This window comes from Beijerinckiaceae bacterium, from assembly GCA_004564215.1.
Classification (GTDB): Bacteria; Pseudomonadota; Alphaproteobacteria; order Rhizobiales; family Beijerinckiaceae; genus Methylocapsa.
The window spans coordinates 2,808,868-2,828,393 of record CP024846.1; the positions used below are offsets into that span (position 1 = coordinate 2,808,868).

Sequence of the window (19,526 nt, forward strand, 5' to 3'; positions counted from 1 at the left end):
GAACGCGCAAACGAGAGGACGCACGCAAGAAGATGAGCGACGGCTTCGACCCTCGGTTTCAAGATACGGCAAAAAGCGGCGCGCGGTTGGCGCCGCTTCGCGGCCTTTTGCATTGGCTTGCGCGTCTCATCTCGAGTCTTTTTTCGACGCGGCTCGATAAAAGCGCCAAGCGCATAAAACTCGTGGCGGGCATATTTCTGATCGTTTTCGTAATTATCGCCGCGAAGCTGATCCAATTCGGAATGCGTCCGGAACCTCCCCCCACCGTCAAGCGCGCCGCTGCCGACGCTGTCGCCGTGGCCCGCCCGGATATCCTCGACCGCAACGGCGAAGTCCTGGCAACCGACATCAAAGTCATGTCGGTCTTTGCCGAACCGCGCCGCATCATCGACAAAGACGAAGCAGTTGAATTGCTCACGGCCGTCCTTCCCGATGTCGATGCGCGCGAGCTGCGGGAGCGTCTCGGTTCCCGCAAGGGTTTCGTTTGGGTCAAGCGCGCCATTACTCCCAAACAGCAGCTGGAAGTCTATCGGCTCGGTCTGCCTGGCGTCGGCTTCCTGCCGGAAAACAAGCGCGTCTATCCCAACGGCCCGCTTGCCGCGCATGTTCTGGGATTTGCCAACCTCGACGGTGTCGGCATCTCCGGCCTCGAAAAATATGTCGATGGCCAGGGGCTTGCCGATCTGCACGGTGCGGGTTTCAGCCTGACGCCGGACAATTTGACCCCCATCACGACTTCGCTCGATCTCAAGGCGACCTATGCCGTTCGCGAGGAACTCGCCAAGGGCATCGCCAAGTTCAAGGCGAAAGCCGGCGCCGCCGCCATTCTCGATGTGAATACCGGGGAAGTCGTCGCGATGGCGTCCTTGCCGGATTACGACCCCAACACGCCGGCGGATGCGCTCGACCCGAACCACATTAACCGACTGTCGGTCGGCGTCTATGAAATGGGCTCAACCTTCAAGGCGATTTCGGTTGCCATGGCGCTTGAACTGGGCAAAGTGAATTTACGATCGCGCATCGACGCGCGCGATAATTTGCGCTACGGCCGTTTCACGATCCATGATTTTCACGCCACCCATCGTGTGCTAACTGTCCCCGAAGTTTTCACCTATTCGTCCAATATCGGCGCCGCCCGCATGGCTCTGATGGTCGGAGTCGAGGGGCACAAGAATTTCTTGGGTAAAATGGGGCAGCTCAGCCGTCTGCGAACCGAGCTGCCCGAGTCGGCTGAGCCGCTTGTTCCGAGAAACTGGGGCGAGCTTAATACGATGACAATTGCGTTCGGGCAGGGCCTTAATGTTGCTCCCTTGCAGGCGATGATGGCGGTCGGCGCCCTCGCCAACGGCGGATTGCTGATTACCCCGACCTTCTTGAAGCGCAACGAGGAGGATGCCAAAAAGAACGCTCCACGGGTCGTTAAACCCGAAGTTTCGGAGTCGATGCGGTATTTGATGCGGCTCAATGCGGAAATCGGTTCGGCGAAAATGGCCGACGTCAAAGGCTACTTCATCGGCGGCAAAACCGGTACGGCCGACAAGATTGTTCATGGCCACTATTCAAACGACAGGGTGTTAACGACATTCATGGCGATCCTTCCGGCCGATAAGCCAAAATATCTTTATTTGACTTTGATGGACGAGCCGCAGGGGCTGCCGGAAACTGCGGGCTATCGCACCGCAGCCTGGAATTCGGGGCAGGTGACGGGCCGGATCATCGAGCGGACGGGGCCGCTGCTTGGCATCGCGCCGCGCACCGAACCGCCGACGCAACCTTTTCCGCTCCTGGCGAAGCTTGGCTATGCCATCGCCAATCAACCGGCCAGCGGCACGGGCGGGCATTGATGCGCCTTGCCGACCTTTTTCCGCAGGCAGAAATTCCGGCGGCTTTCGCCGGGCGCGAGGTCAAGGATGTCAGCTCCGACAGCCGCGCCGTGAAACCGGAGATGGTGTTCTTCGCGGTGCCAGGAACAAAAACCGACGGCCTCGCCTACGCGCCGCAAGCGGTGCAGCGCGGGGCTGTCGCGATCGTTGCCGAGCGCGAACCGACGAGCCCGTTGGGGACGGCTACCTTCATCAAGGCCGATGACGTCCGCAGCGAATTGGCTCGCGCGGCGGCGCGCATTTATCCACGCCAGCCGGAGATGATCGTCGCGATCACCGGAACCAGCGGCAAAACATCGGTCGCCGCTTTTGTGCGCCAGATCTGGGCGGCGCTCGGCGCCAATTCTGCCTCGCTTGGCACGCTTGGCGTCGTGGCCCCGTCAAAATCTATCGCGGGTTCGCTGACGACGCCCGATCCGGTGACCCTGCATAAAATCCTTGATGGACTTGCGCAAAGTGGCGTCACGCATCTTGCGCTGGAGGCGTCGTCGCATGGCATTGTTCAGCGCCGGCTGGATGGGGTTCGACTGAAGGCTGCGGCCTTTACCAATCTCTCGCGCGATCATCTCGATTATCATGCCGATCTCGAAGATTATCTTTGCGCCAAGTTGCAGCTGTTTGATCGGCTGCTTGAGCCCGGCCAAGCCGCCATCGTCGATGCCGACAGCGATGTGTCGGAAAGAGTCGTTGCGGCTTGCGAAAAACGCGGTCTTCGCGTCTTTTCGACGGGATATAAAGGCACGGCGCTAAGGCTCCTTGACGCCGAGCCGGATGATTTTGCGACCAGGCTTCGGATTTCCCATGAAGGCCGAACTTATTCGGTTCGGCTTCCCCTCGCGGGCGCGTTTCAGGCGTCAAACGCGCTGGTGGCCGCGGGTCTCTGCATCGCGACCGGAAGTCCAGTGGACGCGGTCTTCGCGGCGCTCGAAGGACTCGAAGGCGCACCAGGCCGTCTCGAACTCGTCGGCAGACGAAAGGGCGCGCCCATTTTTGTCGATTATGCGCATAAGCCCGATGCCCTGGAAAAAACCCTGAAAACGCTGCGGCCCTTCGTGCCGGGAAAACTCATCGTGGTGTTCGGCTGCGGCGGCGACCGCGATGCCGGCAAAAGGCCCCTCATGGGCGAGATTGCGGCGCGCTTGGCCGATCGGGTTGTCATCACCGACGACAATCCGCGCTCGGAGGACCCAGTGTCGATCCGCAAGGCGGTGCTTGAAGGGGCGCGCGGTTTTGACAATCTTGAGGAGATCGGCGACAGGGCGCAGGCGATCTGGCGGGCGATTGCCAGGCTCGACCAAGGTGACGGCCTTCTTATAGCCGGCAAGGGCCATGAAACCGGTCAGACCATTGGGACGACGACACTCCCCTTCTCCGATGCCGACTGCGTGCGCGCCGCGCTGAAAGAAATCTCTGCATGAGCGAAGTTGCCACCGATGAAACCATATGGACAAGTCTTGGACTTGTGTCGCCGCTGGACGCGCGGGTGAGCGGAACTCTGCCACGCGGTGGCGCGACGGGAATTTCAATCGATACCCGCACGCTGAAAAAGGGGGATCTCTTTTTTGCAATCAACGGGGTCGGTTCGGACGGCCATGATTACGTCGAGGCGGCATTTGCCAAGGGTGCCCTTGCCGCGGTTGTCGATGAGGCCCATTCCGGAGCCCTGTCTTCGCTCGGGCCACTCTACGTTGTCCATGAGGTTCTCCCCGCGCTCGAACGGCTTGGGCTCGCCGCCCGCGATCGTTCGTCGGCCCGTATCGTCGCTGTGACCGGTTCGGTCGGCAAGACCTCGACCAAGGAGGCCTTGCGGCTGGTGCTTGGGCAAGCGGGGCCAACGCATGCCTCGGTCGCTTCCTATAATAATCATTGGGGAGTGCCGCTCACTTTAGCGCGGATGCCGAAGAGCACAAGGTTCGGTGTTTTTGAAATCGGCATGAACCATAAGGGCGAAATCCTGCCCCTCGTTGGGATGGTGCGGCCGCATATTGCCATCATCACGACGGTTGCTCCCGTTCATCTCGAATATTTCGAAAGCATCGACGACATAGCCGACGCCAAGGCCGAGATTTTCTCGGGTCTCGAGCCTGGGGGTGTCGCGATCCTGCATCGTGATATCCCCCAGTACGAGCGCCTCCTTGCGCATGCCAAGGCTTCAAGCGCTGGCTATGTCGCAAGCTTCGGCGAATATTCGGGTGCCGACGCCAAATTGGTGAGCGTGAAGCTTGCCGCCGATCATTCCATCGTCAAGGCGGAAGTCTGCGGCCGTTTGCTGACCTATCGTATCGGCGCGGCGGGACGCCACCTTGCGGTGAATTCGCTCGCGGTTTTGCTTGCTGCGAAAGCTCTCGGCGTCGATCTCGAAGCGGCCGCTGCCGCGCTCGCGTCTTTCTCGGCGCAGCCGGGGCGGGGCGAACGGCTACAGCTCTCCACCGAGGACGGCCCGTATACACTCATTGACGAAAGCTATAACGCAAACCCCGCGTCCATGCGCGCAGCCGTCGCTTTGGTCGGCGCCCTTCCTTTGCCGGGAAAGGGACGCCGCATTGCAATCCTCGGCGACATGCTTGAACTTGGAGAAAATGGCGGCACGATGCACGCGGAACTTGCCGATGAACTTGCGGCCCATCACATCGATCTCGTCTTTGCGGCCGGCCCTTTGATGAAACACCTCTACGATGCCTTGCCCCAAAAATTAAAAGGGGCGTGGCGTGACCACGCCAGTGACCTTGTGCCGATTGTCGGCGCGGCGGTTCAAAGCGGCGACATGGTGATCGTCAAGGGCTCTAATGGCATTCGAATGCGCGCGATCGTCGATGCTCTCAAGCAAAACGCCGGTACCGGTCACCCGGCGCAAACCGGTCAGGAAGGTTGAGATGCTAACTTGGCTAGCCGAATTTTCGAGCATCTTTAGCCCCTTCAACCTGTTTCGCTATATTACCTTCCGCACCGCCGGCGCCACGGCGACGGCTTTGTTCTTCGTTTTCTTTTTCGGGCCGTCGATCATTTCCGCCCTGCGCCTCAAACAAGGCAAGGGCCAGCCTATTCGCGACGATGGACCGAAGTCGCATATTCTGACCAAGACCGGGACGCCGACCATGGGCGGCTTGATGATCTTGTCGGGCCTCATCGTCTCCACCTTGCTTTGGGCGAATCTCCGTAATCATTTTGTGTGGATCGTGCTTCTGGTCACGACCGGGTTCGGCGCCATCGGCTTTTACGATGATCTTCTGAAGGTGACGAAACAGACTCATAAGGGGTTCTCCGGCCGGCGCCGGCTGGGCTTGGAAGTGGCGATCGGGGTGATTGCCTGCGCCGCGATGATGAAGCTTGGGACGCCCCACACGACTGCCTTGGCGTTTCCAGCCGTCAACGGGTTTGTCGCCGATCTCGGGATTTTCTTTCTGGCTTTCGGGGCGTTCGTGATCGTTTCCGCCGGCAATGCGGTCAATCTCACCGATGGCTTGGATGGGCTTGCGATCGTGCCCGTGATGATCGCGGGGGCGGCGTTTGGGATCATCGCCTATCTCGCCGGCAACGCGATATTTTCAACCTACCTCGGAATTAACTTTGTCCCTGGCGCAGGCGAACTCGCGGTCGTTTGCGGGGCGCTGATCGGCGCAGGTCTTGGGTTCCTATGGTTCAATGCGCCGCCCGCGCAAATTTTTATGGGCGATACGGGTTCGCTCGCACTCGGCGGGGCGCTTGGCACGATTGCCGTCGCCGTCAAGCACGAGATCGTGCTTGCCATTGTCGGCGGTCTTTTCGTTCTCGAAACCTTATCGGTCATCGTCCAAGTGGTTTCGTTCAAGCTGACCGGCAAGCGCGTTTTTAAAATGGCGCCGATCCATCATCATTTCGAGCAGTTGGGTTGGTCCGAGCCACAAGTCGTGGTTCGGTTTTGGATCATTGCTTTCATTCTCGCTTTGATTGGCCTCTCGACCTTGAAACTGAGGTGATGATGACACCCGTCACTTGCTGCCAGGGCAAGCATCTTGCCGTCTTCGGACTCGGCGGTTCTGGCTTCATCACCGCACAGGCGCTCGTCGCGGGCGGCGCGCGCGTATCGGTCTGGGACGACAATGAACATGCGCGGGAAAAGGCTCGCGCGGCCGGTCTCCGGATTGAAAATCTTGCTCTTGCAGACTGGCGAAATTTTGCTCTGCTGGTTCTGGCTCCTGGCGTACCATTGACGCATCCGGCGCCGCATTGGACCGTTTTGAAGGCCAGGGAAGCCGGGATCGAGATCGTCGGCGACATTGAATTATTCTGCCGGGAGCGGAATAAGATCGCGCCCGGCGCGCCGTTCGTTGCCATCACCGGCACCAATGGAAAATCGACGACGACCGCGCTCATCGCGCATCTCTTTCGGAATTTCGGTTTTGCGGTTCAGGTGGGAGGCAATATTGGGACACCCATCCTGGCGCTGCCGCCGCCCTCGCCCGAAAATGTGCATGTGATCGAATGTTCTTCGTTTCAGATCGATCTTGCGCCCTCGCTCAATCCCTCCGTCGGCGTGCTTTTGAATGTTACGCCCGATCATTTGGATCGGCATGGCACGATGGAAAATTACGCGGCGATCAAGGCACGGCTGGTACAGAAGGCGGATCGGGCGGTCGTCGGACTCGACGACGACATTTCAAGCGCAATCGCCGGTGAACTCCTCCGGGCCGGCCGCAAGACGACATGCATCTCGGTCACGCGGACCGACATCGAGGACGGCATTGTTCTCGACGGCACGCTGCTCCTGCGCCGGGACGGGGGCCACGCGTCACCGATCGCCGATCTTGCCGGGATTAGCTCGCTGCGCGGCACGCACAATGGGCAGAATGCCGCCGCCGCCGCCGCGGCGCTGGGGTCGCACGCGCACGATCTCGATCGTTTGAAGAAAGGTTTGCGGAGCTTTCCGGGGCTTCCGCATCGCCTGGAGGAGGTCGGCCGGCAGGGGAAGGTACTCTTTATTAACGATTCGAAGGCCACCAATGCTGATGCTGCCGAAAAGGCGCTGCTTTCATTCGACAAGGTTTTTTGGATTCTGGGCGGACGGGCGAAAAAGGGCGGCATCGACTCGCTGCGGTCCTTATTTCCTAAGGTGGTCAAAGCCTATTTGATTGGCGAGGCGAGCGAGCTGTTTGCGCAAACGATCGGAAACGCGTTCCCTTACGAGGTCTGCGAAACGCTGGAAGTCGCGGTTCCGCGTGCCGCGAGCGATGCCATGGCCAGTGGTATCGCGGATCCGGTGGTTCTGCTTTCGCCTGCCTGCGCTTCGTTCGACCAGTTCCCTGATTTCGAGAAGCGCGGCGATCGCTATCGCGAACTGGTCCAGGCTTTGCCGGGCGTAGAAAAACTGGGCTGAGGAGATCCGAAATGGTATCGCGCGCGGAACGTTCGGCCCCGGCCAATTGGTGGTGGACCATCGACCGTTGGCTGCTGGCGTCGGTCGGCTCGCTGATGGTTCTCGGCCTTGTGTTGACGATGGCCGGCAGCCCGCCGGTCGCCGAACGGCTCGGCCTTTCGACCTTCCACTTCGTCCATCGCCAAGTGCTGTATCTCTTGCCGTCGATTGTGGTTCTCGTCGCCGCCTCTTTTCTTTCCCCGCGGCAAGTCCGCCGCGTTGCGCTCTTGGTGTTTTTGGTGTCGATGACGTTGATCATCGTCGCGCTTCTTTACGGTCACGAAGTCAAAGGCTCGCGCCGCTGGATTTTTGGTCTCCAGCCTTCCGAGTTTTTGAAGCCGGCTTTCGTTATTCTTGTAGCCTGGGCCTTTTCGGAGGGCGGTCAGCGACGTGACCTTCCGGGAAATATCATCGCCGGCCTGCTCTTGCCGATCACAATTATCCCCTTGATTCTACAACCTGATTTCGGTCAGACGATGCTTGTCTCGCTGGTCTGGGCCGCGCTGTTCTTTATGTCCGGGGTGCATTGGTTTTGGATCGCGGGCATCGGGGGGGCGGGGTTCGGTGCCGCCTTGATCGCCTATCAATATGTGTCGCACGTGCGTGCGCGCGTCCTTAAATTCATCGATCCCGGGGCGGGCGGCGGCATGATCGATACGTTTCAGGTCGATACCGCGCTCGACAGCTTTCTATCGGGCGGTTGGTTCGGCAAGGGACCGGGCGAAGGGACGATTAAGCGCATCCTTCCCGACGCCCATACCGATTTCATTTTTGCGGTGACCGCCGAGGAATTCGGCGTGCTCGCTTGCCTTGTGATCGCTTCGATCTTCGCCTTTATCGTTTTGCGTGGCCTATTCGTGGCAGCGCGCCAGGAGGATCCGTTCTGCCGTTTCGCGGCGGCCGGATTGGTGATCCTTTTCGGCGTTCAAAGCGCGATCAACATGGCGGTCAATCTTCATCTCATTCCAGCCAAGGGCATGACTTTGCCGTTTATCTCCTACGGCGGCTCGTCTCTTATCTCGCTGGCACTCGCGATTGGTTTTTTGATCGCGGTCCTGCGTAAACGACCAGCGTCCGAGGTTCTCGCAAAGTCCCAGGCGGAAGCCTATTCATGAGCAGCCGGCACCCGATCGTGGTCGCGGCGGGTGGCACCGGCGGACATCTTTTTCCAGCGGCTGCCCTGAGCCATGCCCTTATGGCACGCGGTTTCGATGTCGAACTCATCACCGACGACCGGGCCGGCAAATATGATGGCGATTTTCCCGCCCGTGCCGTTCATAGGGTTGCGGCGGCCACCCCGCGCGGCGGCGGCTTGGTTTCGCGGGCGCTGGCCGTGGCAACCCTTGTTCGGGGGACTTTCGCCGCCCGGCGGCTGGTGAAGGCAATCGCCCCTCGTGCGCTAATCGGCTTTGGCGGATACCCGACGGTTCCCCCTGTATTGGCGGCCACCCAGCTTCGTGTGCCAACGATCTTGCATGAAGGAAACGCCGTGATCGGCCGCGCCAACCGGTTTCTGGCAGGACGGGTCGATGCGATCGCCAAGGGCTTTGAACTCCTCGGCGGCCTGCCGGAGAAGATTGCGGCTAAGACGCATTTGACCGGCAATCCGGTCCGCCCGATGGTGATTGAGGCGGCCCGCATCGCTTTTCCCGATATTGCCGAGGGCAAGCTTCGAATCCTGATTACCGGCGGTTCGCAAGGCGCCAGAATCTTTTCCGATATCGTGCCAGCGGCGATCGAACTCATGCCGGCGGCCGCAAGACAAAAACTGATGATCACCCAGCAGGCCCGTGGGGAGGACCTCGACAGAGTGCGCGAAGCCTACCGCCACCTTGGCGTTGACGCCGAGGTCGCGCCGTTCTTTTTCGATCTGCCGCTGAGGATCGCGAAGGCTCATCTCGTCATAGCTCGAGCGGGAGCTTCGACGGTGGCCGAACTGTCGGTCATCGGACGCCCCGCGATTCTGGTGCCACTTCCGCATGCGCTCGACCAGGATCAGGCCGCCAATGCAAAGCAGTTTGCCGCAACCGGTGCCGCATTTGTTGTGGCGCAGAGCGTATTTTCGCCGCAATGGCTGGCGACCACTCTCTTGGAGGTGCAAGGCGATATGGCCGGTCTCGCGCGCCGCGCCGTCGCGGCAAAGCGAGCCGGGATTACCGACGCCGCCGATCGATTGGCCGATCTTGTGCAAAGTCTCGTTGCTGCAAAGGAAAAGAATCGATGAAATTGCCGGCCGAGCTAGGCCCCATCCATTTTGTTGGAATTGGCGGCATAGGCATGTCCGGCATTGCCGAGGTTCTGCTGAATCTTGGCTATCGCGTGCAGGGTTCCGATACCTCCGAAAACGCCAATGTCGTGCGCCTGCGCAGCAAGGGCGCTCTGGTTAACATCGGCCATCACGCCGACAATCTGGGCGCCGCGCAGGTCGTCGTGGTCTCGACCGCGATCAAGCGCGACAATCCCGAACTCATCGCCGCCCGAAAAAAGCGTCTGCCGGTGGTGCGCCGCGCGGAAATGCTCGCCGAGCTTATGCGGCTCAAACAATGTGTCGCCATTGCCGGAACGCATGGCAAGACAACCACGACCTCGCTCGTTGCGACTTTGCTGGAAGCCGGCAAATTCGACCCGACCGTCATCAACGGCGGAATCATCAACGCCTACGGAACCAACGCCCGGCTGGGTGCCGGCGACTGGATGGTGGTCGAGGCGGACGAAAGCGACGGCACCTTCCTGAAACTCCCCGCCGACATTGCTGTCGTCACCAATATCGACCCCGAACATCTCGATTATTTCAAGACATTCGATGCGATCAAGCAGGCATTCCGGGCCTTCGTCGAAAATATCCCTTTCTATGGCTTCGCGGTCATGTGCCTGGATCATCCCATCGTGCGAGAGCTTGCCGGTCAGATCGAGGACCGCAGGGTGATCACCTATGGGGAAGATCCCGAGGCCGATGTCCGATTGGTCGACATTGACTTGAGCAACGGCGTTTCGCGGTTCACGGTGGTTATTCGGGATCGCGAGACCGGGCGCAAAACGGCGCTCGAAAAAATAGTCATGCCCATGCCCGGCCATCACAATGCGCTGAATGCGACCGCCGCCATCGCCGTCGCGCATCGGCTGGGCATGAGTGCCGACGTGATCAGGAAGGCGCTCGGAGGATTTGGCGGCGTCAATCGCCGCTTTACGCGGACCGGCGACTGGAACGGCGCGCTTATTTTCGATGATTACGGTCATCATCCGGTCGAGATCGCCGCGGTTCTGCGGGCCGCGCGCGCCTCCACCAAGGCCCATGTTATCGCCGTCGTTCAGCCCCATCGCTATACACGGCTCCACTCGCTTTTCGATGAATTCGCCAATGCGTTCAACGATGCCGACACGGTGATCATTGCCGATGTCTATTCGGCGGGCGAAGCGCCGATCGAAGGCGCCGATCGCGATTCTCTGGTTGCCGCTTTGAAGAAGCGGGGACATGGTCATGCGCTCGGTCTGAAGCGGCCGGAGGATCTGCCTGTCCTCATCCGTTCGCTCGCAAAGCCCGGCGACTACATCGTTTTTCTTGGCGCTGGCAATATTACCCAATGGGCGCATGCGCTGCCGGGCCAGCTCGCGGCGGCATAGGAGCACGGGTTCCATGCTGCCGTCCGCAACGGACAGGGATCGCTTCCTGCTCCTTCCCGACATCACGCCAAAACTTCGCGAGCAAATGCCCGATCTGCGAGGAAGGCTCGCCGGCAATGTCGCGATGGCGGGGCTCTCGTGGTTCAAGACAGGCGGCCCGGCGCAAGCCTTGTTTGAACCTGCCGACGAGAACGATCTCGCCTATTTCCTCAGCCGGCTCGATTCCGAAATTCCGAGTCTGGTGCTGGGCGCGGGCTCCAATATTCTGGTGCGTGACGGTGGCGTCGAGGGTGTCGTCATCCGCCTCGCCAAGGGTTTTCAGGACATCGCCGTCGCTGGTCTGCGGGTGACGGCGGGGACCGGCGTGCCCGATGTGAAACTGGCTTCGGCCGCCGCCAAGGCGGGGATCGCCGGACTGTCTTTTTATCGGGGCATCCCTGGCTCGGTCGGCGGCGCGCTGCGGATGAATGCCGGCGCTTATGGATCAGAGACGAAAAATGTCCTCGTCTCCTGCCGGGGCGTGGATCGCAAGGGCGAACTCCTTGAATGGTCCAACGCCGACATGGGGTTTACCTATCGCCATTGCGGCGTGGCGGAAGACGTCATTTTCACGCGGGCGACTTTTGCGGGGCAAGCCGGCGATCCCCAAGCGATCCTGGCGGAAATGGCGGACATCACGCGAGCCCGTTCGGAAACCCAGCCCGTCAACACCCGCACCGGCGGCTCGACCTTTAAAAACCCGCCGGGCCAAAAGGCTTGGGAATTGGTCGATAAGGCCGGTTGCCGGGGTTTTTCGATCGGCGACGCCCAGGTCTCGGAACTGCATTGCAATTTTTTGATCAATCGGGGGCATGCCACCGCAGCCGATATCGAAACGCTGGGAGAGACGGTTCGAGCCCGCGTTCTGGAGACGAGCGGCATCGCACTCGAATGGGAAATCCTGCGGGTGGGACGCGCGTCGTGCTGAAATTGAAACGCGGTGGTGTTTCCTTGGGTTTCCTTGAACCTATTGTCTTCAAAGAGAACCGAACCTCGAATTAAGCCTCACCAAACGAAGTGGACCGTAAATATGACCAAACACGTCGCCGTGCTCATGGGCGGCCTTTCGGCGGAGCGCGACGTGTCGCTGCGCTCGGGCGAGGCCTGCGCCAAAGCTCTCGAGGCCTTGGGTTTTGCCGTGACCCGGGTCGATGTCGACCGGAAGATTGCCGAAACACTGGCAAAACTTCGCCCCGATGTCGCCTTCAACGCCCTGCACGGGCGCTTCGGCGAGGACGGAATCATGCAGGGCATTTTGGAAATGCTGCGGATTCCCTACACCCATTCAGGGGTGCTCGCCTCGGCATTGGCGATGCAAAAGGACCGCGCCAGGGATCTTTTTCGCGCGGCTGGGATTCCCGTGGCCGAAGGGGTTACGGTCGATCGGCTGACTGCTTCCAAGAAACATGTCATGCCGCCTCCCTACGTCATCAAGCCTGTTAAGGAAGGATCTTCCGTCGGCATTCTGATCGTCCGGGAGGATCAAGCCCACCCTCCACAGGAATTAACGCGGGATGATTGGGAGCATGGTGATCTGCTCCTTATCGAACGCTTTATTCCCGGACGAGAGCTAACCTGCGCTGTGATCGGCGACAAAGCCTATGACGTCATAGAGATACGCGCGGCCGACGGCGGCTGGTACGATTATAATGCAAAATACGCAAAGGGAGGCTCGATCCACGTCCTTCCGGCAAAACTTAAAGAAATTATTTACCAAAATGTTCAAGAATTGGCCCTAGTGGCGCATAGGGCGCTCGGCTGTCGCGGCGTGAGCCGGACTGATTTCCGGTACGATGATTCACCCACGGGAGCGGGGGAGCTCGTCGTTTTGGAGGTCAATACCCAACCGGGGATGACCGAGACCTCGCTTGTGCCCGAAATCGCGGCCTATGCTGGCCTCAAATTCGGTGAGCTTGTTCGATGGATGGTCGAGGACGCCTCCTGCGATCGGTAAAAGTCGGGGACATGGGTTTCGCGCCGGCGGCTTTGGCCTATGCCGGCGCGCTGCGCGTGCCGGACCGGGACTCTGTGCGATCAAAAAACTATCCGCCCCTGCGCCAGCCCCGGCGGGGTTTGCGGCGCCGGATTCTCAACCGGTTGGCAGGCCCGGGGACCGGTATTTGTTTTTCGTTCGTGATTTTTTTGATCGTGGGTGCCTATGGAATTGTGAAAGGCGGCCACTACGAGGCTTTTGTCGCGTCCGAAGGGCATCCGGCCGAGGTGATTGCCAAAGCGCTCGGTTTTTCGATCAAGGCGGTGACGATCGCGGGCGAAAGTGAAATCAAGGAGCAGGATATTCTTGCGATCGCCGGGGTCGGTCCCCGCAATTCGCTCCTGTTCCTCGATGTTGCGAAAATCAGGGAGCGGCTGAAACAGCTGCCGCTCGTCAAGGAAGCCGCGATCACCAAACTTTATCCGGATCGGCTGCTGATCGAAATCGAGGAGCGCCAGCCGTTTGCCCTTTGGCAAAGCGGCGGCGTCGTCCAGATCGTCGCCGCCGACGGGGTTCCGATCGCCCATATGCGCGACCAGCGATTCATTCATCTTCCGCTCGTCGTGGGCGCCGGAGCCAACGAGCGGCTTCCCCAATATTTGGCGCTCCTGGACGCGGCCGGAGACCTGCGGGAGCGGATCGTGGCCGGCTTGCTGGTCGCCCGGCGCCATTGGACCCTCAAAACCACCAATGGAATCGACATTCTCTTGCCGGAAACAGATCCGGAGGGGGCGCTTGCCAGACTCTTGGAACTGCAACGCGCGTCGCATGTCCTCGACAAGGATCTTCTGTCGGTCGATCTTCGTCAGCCGGGCCGCATGGTCGCGCGCCTCTCCGAGGAAGCTGCCGCCGAACGCAATGAAACAATGGCCCATAAGGGCAAGGCAAAAGGCGGCCGCACATGAGTTCAAGACCGTTACCGCCGCGTCTGCCGCCGTTGTCGGCCCGAAAAACCGCGGTCCTTTCAGTCCTCGACATTGGGACATCGAAAATTGTCTGCCTGATCGCGAAACTCAATCCCAGCGATCCGTCCGAGACCTCGCGCGGGCGCACCCACCGGTGCCGAATCCTCGGCATCGGACATCAACGCTCGCGCGGCATAAAGGGTGGCGCGGTCGTCGATATGGACGCGGTCGAGGAAGCGATCCGCTTCGCCGTCGATGCGGCGGAACGCATGGCGGGCGTGCAGGTCGAAAGCGTGATCGTCAATGCCACCGGCGGGAGGCTTGCCTCGCGGCTCTTTGATGCAAAGGTTTCGATTGCCGGCCGCGCCGTCACGCAAGCCGACGTCCATCGCGTGCTGGAGGCTTGCACCACGCGCGGCGGGCTCGAGGGCCGGGCGGTCCTGCACTCGCTTCCAATTGGTTTCGCATTGGGAGAGACCCGTCACATTCGCGATCCGCGGGGCATGATCGGCGAGGAATTGGGTGCCGATATGCATGTGTTGAGTTGCGACGCCGCGGCGGCCCGCAATTTGATCCTTGCGGTCGAGCGATGCCACCTGACCGTCGACGCGATGGTCGCGACGCCCTACGCCGCCGGTTTGGCGGCATTGGCCGATGATGAGGCGGAACTTGGCGCCGCCTTGATCGATATGGGCGCGGGCACAACATCGGTGAGCGTTTTTTCCGGCGGCCACTTAACCCATGTCGATGCCTTCGCCGTCGGCGGCAATCATGTGACCATGGATGTCGCGCGCGGCCTCGGCATCAGGCTCGCCGACGCCGAACGTTTGAAAACCCTCTATGGCGCCTGCCTGACCTCGGTTTCCGATGAAAGCGAGACGATCGCGGTGGTCCAGGTGGGGGAGGAAGGCGAGCGTCCGGTGCATTTGCCGAAGGCGCAGCTGATTGGAATCATCAAGCCGCGGGTCGAGGAAATACTTGAACTCGTCCGTGACCGGCTTAAGAACGTAGGCCTGCCCGAACATGCCGGGCGCCGGCTGATTCTTACCGGCGGCGCCTGCCAACTCACCGGGATGCAGGCGGCGGTGAAACGAACCGTTTCCGGGCAGGTCCGGATCGGCCGTCCGCTGGGTATCAAGGGGCTTCCCGAATCGGCAAAGAATCCGGCCTTCGCGGCCGCGATCGGGCTTCTGGTCTATCCGCAAGTGAGCGGCATCGAGCATTTCCGTCCAGCGCGCCGACCCTCCCCTCAGGAGGCGGAAGCGAACGGATATTTCGGGCGGGTGGGGCGATGGCTCAAGAGTAGTTTCTAAGTATGCGTGCGGCGAGTGAAGGCGCGGCGTTTTTTTTCGCGCCGTGAAGAATGTAAACCAAAACCTGAGCGTCCTTGAACGGCGCTCCAACGTCGAGAGGCCAGACGATGACGATCAATCTTAAAGCTCCTGAGCTCAGGGAACTCAAACCACGTATCATGGTGGCCGGCATTGGTGGCGCGGGAGGCAATGCCGTCAACAATATGATTGTCTCTGGGCTGATCGGAGTCGATTTCATCGTCGCCAATACCGATGCTCAAGCGCTGACCGCCTCGAAGGCGGAGCGAATCATCCAGATGGGCCTTCAGGTAACAGAAGGTCTCGGCGCCGGGTCGCAGCCCGAGGTCGGCCGTGCGGCGGCCGAGGAAGCAATCGAAGAAATTCGGGATCATCTTTCCGGCGCGCATATGTGCTTTGTCACCGCCGGCATGGGCGGCGGCACCGGCACGGGTGCCGCGCCGGTCATCGCGCGGGCGGCCCGGGACATGGGTATTTTGACGGTCGGCGTCGTGACCAAGCCGTTTCAGTTCGAGGGCGCGCGGCGGATGCGCGTTGCCGAGGCCGGAATCAACGAATTGCAGAAATCCGTCGATACGCTGATCATCATCCCCAACCAAAATCTCTTCCGGATCGCCAACGAGAAAACGACCTTCGCCGATGCGTTCGCGATGGCCGACCAGGTGCTTTACTCCGGCGTTGCCTGCATCACCGACCTGATGGTCAAGGAAGGCCTGATCAATCTCGATTTCGCCGACGTTCGCGCGATCATGCGCGAGATGGGCAAAGCCATGATGGGCACGGGCGAGGCTTCCGGCGAAAAGCGCGCGATCCTCGCCGCAGAGGCCGCGATCGCCAATCCTTTGCTCGACGAAGTCTCGATGAAGGGCGCGCGCGGACTGCTCATTTCGATCACCGGCGGCAACGATCTTACCCTTTATGAGGTCGACGAGGCGGCGGGCCGGATTCGGCAGGAAGTGGATGAAGACGCCAATATCATTCTGGGCGCGACCTTCGACCAAAGCCTCGACGGTATCGTCCGCGTCTCGGTTGTCGCAACCGGAATCGACCATGTGGCTGGCGCCTATGAACCGACGGCCGCGGAGGCTCGGATCAATGAAGTCGCCAACCGCTTGAGGGCGCAGACGTCGCCGCGTCCGATCGACACCGCGCAGCCGCGGTTTGCCAATGCCCAACCCGAATACGGTCAGGGCCAGCACGAGCCGCGCTACGAAGACCGGGTTTTGCAGGCACCCGCTCAGCATGCTCAGCAATTTGCCGGGCCCGATGGATCCCAGCAGGGCGTCTATATTCAGGAAGTTCCGCAGCACGCGCGTCATTATGCGGAGCCGACCCAACAGGGAATACGATCCAACGAGCAATATGATTCCGGCCCGTTTATTCCTGCGGCGCCCGATTCGCCAGTTGTGCGGCCGCAAAGAATGCCGCAAATCGCCGACCTCCCGCTGCCCGCACAAAACCAGATACGCGCGCACCGTGGAGAATTGGCCAACGAACAGCATCCCGAGGCCAAGCGCCGTTCGCTCCTGGAAAGGCTCGCGTCCTTTGGCATCAGCCGCCAGGAAGAGGTGGCCGCGGCGCCCCCGCCACGGGAGCGCAGAGCCGCGCACGGCGCGCCGCAGCCGGCGCCTGGGCAAAGCCAACGGCCGCAGCAGCAGCCCAATCCGGTGCATGCCGAATATGGCAAACGCGCGCAGCATCCGCCGGCCCCTCAAAGGCCGCAGCTTCCGCTCGATACGCACGGCCGAGGTGCCTATCAATCCCGGGGGATTGAGGAAGACCAGCTCGAAATTCCGGCCTTCCTGCGCCGCCAATCGAGCTGATCGCCAGGGGATATGGGAAGCGGACGGCGCCGTGCCGACCGCTTCATTCATACGAAAGCTGCGACCTTGAAAACGCGGATAGCTTGCGTCCAAGGTGGCGTAAGTCGTTGCGGGCGCAAAACGCGACGGCGGTACGGGAGAACTTGGATTTGCGAACGGCTGGGGACGCGCTTTGAAAGACAACGGACGACCCTTCGCCTATTGATTTCCCAAGTTTAAGCGATGGATCTGTCGCCAAACTGACATTGTTTTCCCTTCACTCCCCCTCGGCTGGGTCGCGGCTAAGCTCCCCTCGCGAGCCCCGCTGCCCACGCGCGAAGATGCCGCCTTACCGCCACAATTCGGTTGGGATCGCCCAACCGTGGGCAAGGCCGGGCTTTACTGGCCGCATAGCGGGCGGATTCCCGAGCAAAATGGCGACCGGCCGGGAAACAACTTTTGCGAGGCAGAATGACTTGTATCAACGCGAACGCCAATATATACACTGGGCGGAGTTTTCCGACTTCACGGCATGAGCGGACAGGGCCGCTATTGCTTTTCGAAGATGAGGCGCGACTGCTTGCGGACAGCGCCTTACTGTGGAAACTGTCTTATTAGTAGATGCACTGTCTTGCCGACGTCCTGACTCGTTGTCGGCAAAGACAATCAAAGATAAGGCGCCGCCGACGCAATCTGAGCGTTCCAGGTGCCGCGCACAGAGTGTCCGGAGGAAATTAATGCGCAAGTTCCTGCTTATGTCCTGGGTCGCCGCCGCCGCGTTTTTCGCGCACGGCGCTGCCTATGCAAATGATGAATTGATCCGCCTTTCGCAAGACCCAAGGCAATGGGTCATGCCGACGGGTGACTACGCCAATCAACGCTATTCGAAACTCGAACAGATCAATTCCGACAACGTCAAGCGTCTGGTTCCGGTTTGGAGCTTCTCGACCGGCGTTCTGCGCGGCCACGAGGGCGGCCCCCTGGTGATCGGCAGCGTCATGTATTTCAGCACGCCGTTCCCCAACATCGTCTATGCGCTCGACTTGAACCACGACGGCAAGATCATCTGGAAATATGAGCCCAAGCAGGATCCCAATGTCATTCCCGTGATGTGCTGCGATACGGTCAATCGCGGCGTCGCCTATGGCGAAGGCAAGATTTTCCTGCATCAGGCCGACACGACACTGGTCGCACTCGACGCGCAAACGGGTGCGGTTGTTTGGTCTGTGAAGAACGGCGATCCGGCCAAGGGCGAGACGGGCACTTCGGCACCGGCGGTCATCAAGGACAAGGTTCTCGTCGGTATTTCCGGCGGCGAATTCGGTGTTCGCGGCTCGGTAACCGCCTATAACATCAAGACCGGCAAGAAAGTCTGGCGCGGCTATTCGATGGGACCCGACTCCGACATCCTGGTGGACCCGGCCCGCACGATGAGCCTCGGCAAGCCGGTTGGCCCGGATTCCGGCACCAACACCTGGAAGGGCGATCAATGGAAGATCGGCGGCGGCGCCACCTGGGGCTGGTTCTCCTTCGATCCTGAATTGAACCTCATATACTATGGCTCGGGCAATCCTTCGACCTGGAATCCGACGCAGAGGCCGGGCGATAATCGCTGGTCGATGACCGTTTGGGCGCGCGATGCCGACACTGGCATGGCAAAGTGGGTCTATCAGCTGACGCCGCATGACCAATGGGATTATGACGCGATCAACGAAATGATCCTCGCCAACCAGGAAATGCGTAAGGTCCTGGTCCATTTCGATCGCAACGGCTTCGCCTATACGATCGATCGTGAGACGGGCGAGCCGCTGGTCGCCGAAAAATTCGACGCGGCGGTCAATTGGGCGACCAAGGTCGATTTGGATAAGAACTCTCCGAACTACGGACGCCCGCTCGTCGTTCCCGAATATTCGACGGAACATAATGGCGAAGACGTCAATTCGCAGGGCATCTGCCCGGCGGCGCTTGGTTCGAAGGATGAGCAGCCGGCCGCTTATTCGCGGATCACTGGACTGTTCTATATTCCGGCCAACCACGTCTGCATGGACTACGAGCCGTTCCATGTGAGCTACACCGCAGGCCAGCCCTATGTCGGGGCGACCTTGTCCATGTACCCGCCGAAGGGCGATACCAACATGGGCTATTTCACGGCTTGGGATGCCAAGGCCGGGAAGATCGTCTGGCAGAAAAAGGAACTGTTCTCGGTTTGGTCGGGCGCACTTGCGACCGCCGGCAACGTGGTCTTCTATGGCACTTTGGAAGGCTATCTGAAAGCGGTGGATGCCAAGACCGGCGACGAACTCTTCAAGTTCAAGACGCCGTCCGGCATTATCGGCAACGTCTCGACCTACGAGCATAACGGCAAGCAATATGTCGCCGTGCTCTCGGGCGTCGGCGGCTGGGCCGGCATCGGTCTCGCGGCCGGCCTGACGAAGGGCACCGAGGGCCTTGGCGCGGTCGGTGGCTACGCCGCTCTGTCCAACTATACGGCGCTCGGCGGTCAGTTGACTGTCTTTGCTCTGCCGGCCGGCCTCTAAGTCTCGGCAAGGCGTACCAAACC

The 19,526-nt window shown here is 60.5% G+C and carries 14 protein-coding genes; all 14 read left to right on the forward strand.

The window, feature by feature from the left end; translation table 11 throughout:
• The first annotated feature begins 32 nt into the window (after positions 1–32).
• The 14 genes from CU048_13375 (at position 33) to CU048_13440 (ending at position 19,503) form a co-directional block, all read left to right on the forward strand.
• On the forward strand, positions 33–1,844 hold the full coding sequence (locus tag CU048_13375) for a penicillin-binding protein (GenBank protein QBR72092.1): 1,812 nt from the start codon (positions 33–35) through the stop codon (positions 1,842–1,844).
• On the forward strand, positions 1,844–3,301 hold the full coding sequence (locus CU048_13380) for a UDP-N-acetylmuramoyl-L-alanyl-D-glutamate--2,6-diaminopimelate ligase (protein ID QBR72093.1): 1,458 nt from the start codon (positions 1,844–1,846) through the stop codon (positions 3,299–3,301). The genes CU048_13375 and CU048_13380 overlap by 1 nt, the downstream gene beginning before the upstream one ends.
• Entirely contained in the window at positions 3,298–4,755 is a 1,458-nt protein-coding gene (locus CU048_13385; protein QBR72094.1) for a UDP-N-acetylmuramoylalanyl-D-glutamyl-2, 6-diaminopimelate--D-alanyl-D-alanine ligase, read from the forward strand. Before CU048_13380 ends, CU048_13385 begins: the two co-directional genes overlap by 4 nt.
• 1 nt (position 4,756) lies before the next feature.
• Positions 4,757–5,839, forward strand: a complete 1,083-nt coding sequence (locus CU048_13390) for a phospho-N-acetylmuramoyl-pentapeptide-transferase (protein ID QBR72095.1) — start codon at positions 4,757–4,759, stop codon at positions 5,837–5,839.
• A gap of 2 nt (positions 5,840–5,841) precedes the next feature.
• Positions 5,842–7,236, forward strand: coding sequence for a UDP-N-acetylmuramoyl-L-alanine--D-glutamate ligase (locus tag CU048_13395; GenBank protein ID QBR72935.1), 1,395 nt, complete (start codon positions 5,842–5,844; stop codon positions 7,234–7,236).
• An 11-nt stretch (positions 7,237–7,247) separates the two neighbouring features.
• Positions 7,248–8,390: a cell division protein FtsW gene (locus tag CU048_13400; protein QBR72096.1), complete on the forward strand. Its 1,143-nt coding sequence runs from the start codon at positions 7,248–7,250 to the stop codon at positions 8,388–8,390.
• Positions 8,387–9,499 (forward strand): undecaprenyldiphospho-muramoylpentapeptide beta-N-acetylglucosaminyltransferase, encoded by a 1,113-nt coding sequence (gene murG, locus CU048_13405; protein ID QBR72097.1) that lies wholly within the window; start codon positions 8,387–8,389, stop codon positions 9,497–9,499. Before CU048_13400 ends, murG begins: the two co-directional genes overlap by 4 nt.
• Positions 9,496–10,896 (forward strand): UDP-N-acetylmuramate--L-alanine ligase, encoded by a 1,401-nt coding sequence (locus CU048_13410; GenBank protein ID QBR72098.1) that lies wholly within the window; start codon positions 9,496–9,498, stop codon positions 10,894–10,896. Before murG ends, CU048_13410 begins: the two co-directional genes overlap by 4 nt.
• Before the next feature lie 46 nt (positions 10,897–10,942).
• Entirely contained in the window at positions 10,943–11,863 is a 921-nt protein-coding gene (locus CU048_13415; protein ID QBR72936.1) for a UDP-N-acetylenolpyruvoylglucosamine reductase, read from the forward strand.
• A gap of 102 nt (positions 11,864–11,965) precedes the next feature.
• Entirely contained in the window at positions 11,966–12,889 is a 924-nt protein-coding gene (locus CU048_13420; protein ID QBR72099.1) for a D-alanine--D-alanine ligase, read from the forward strand.
• On the forward strand, positions 12,856–13,833 hold the full coding sequence (locus CU048_13425) for a cell division protein FtsQ (GenBank protein ID QBR72100.1): 978 nt from the start codon (positions 12,856–12,858) through the stop codon (positions 13,831–13,833). Before CU048_13420 ends, CU048_13425 begins: the two co-directional genes overlap by 34 nt.
• Complete coding sequence (gene ftsA / locus CU048_13430) at positions 13,830–15,146, forward strand: cell division protein FtsA (protein ID QBR72101.1); 1,317 nt, start codon at positions 13,830–13,832, stop codon at positions 15,144–15,146. Before CU048_13425 ends, ftsA begins: the two co-directional genes overlap by 4 nt.
• A gap of 107 nt (positions 15,147–15,253) precedes the next feature.
• A complete protein-coding gene (locus CU048_13435; GenBank protein ID QBR72102.1) occupies positions 15,254–16,987 on the forward strand; it encodes a cell division protein FtsZ in 1,734 nt (577 codons plus the stop codon).
• 716 nt (positions 16,988–17,703) lie between these two features.
• Positions 17,704–19,503 carry a PQQ-dependent dehydrogenase, methanol/ethanol family gene (locus CU048_13440; GenBank protein QBR72103.1) on the forward strand — a complete coding sequence of 600 codons (1,800 nt, stop codon included), beginning with the start codon at positions 17,704–17,706 and terminating at the stop codon, positions 19,501–19,503.
• The last annotated feature ends 23 nt before the right edge of the window (positions 19,504–19,526 follow it).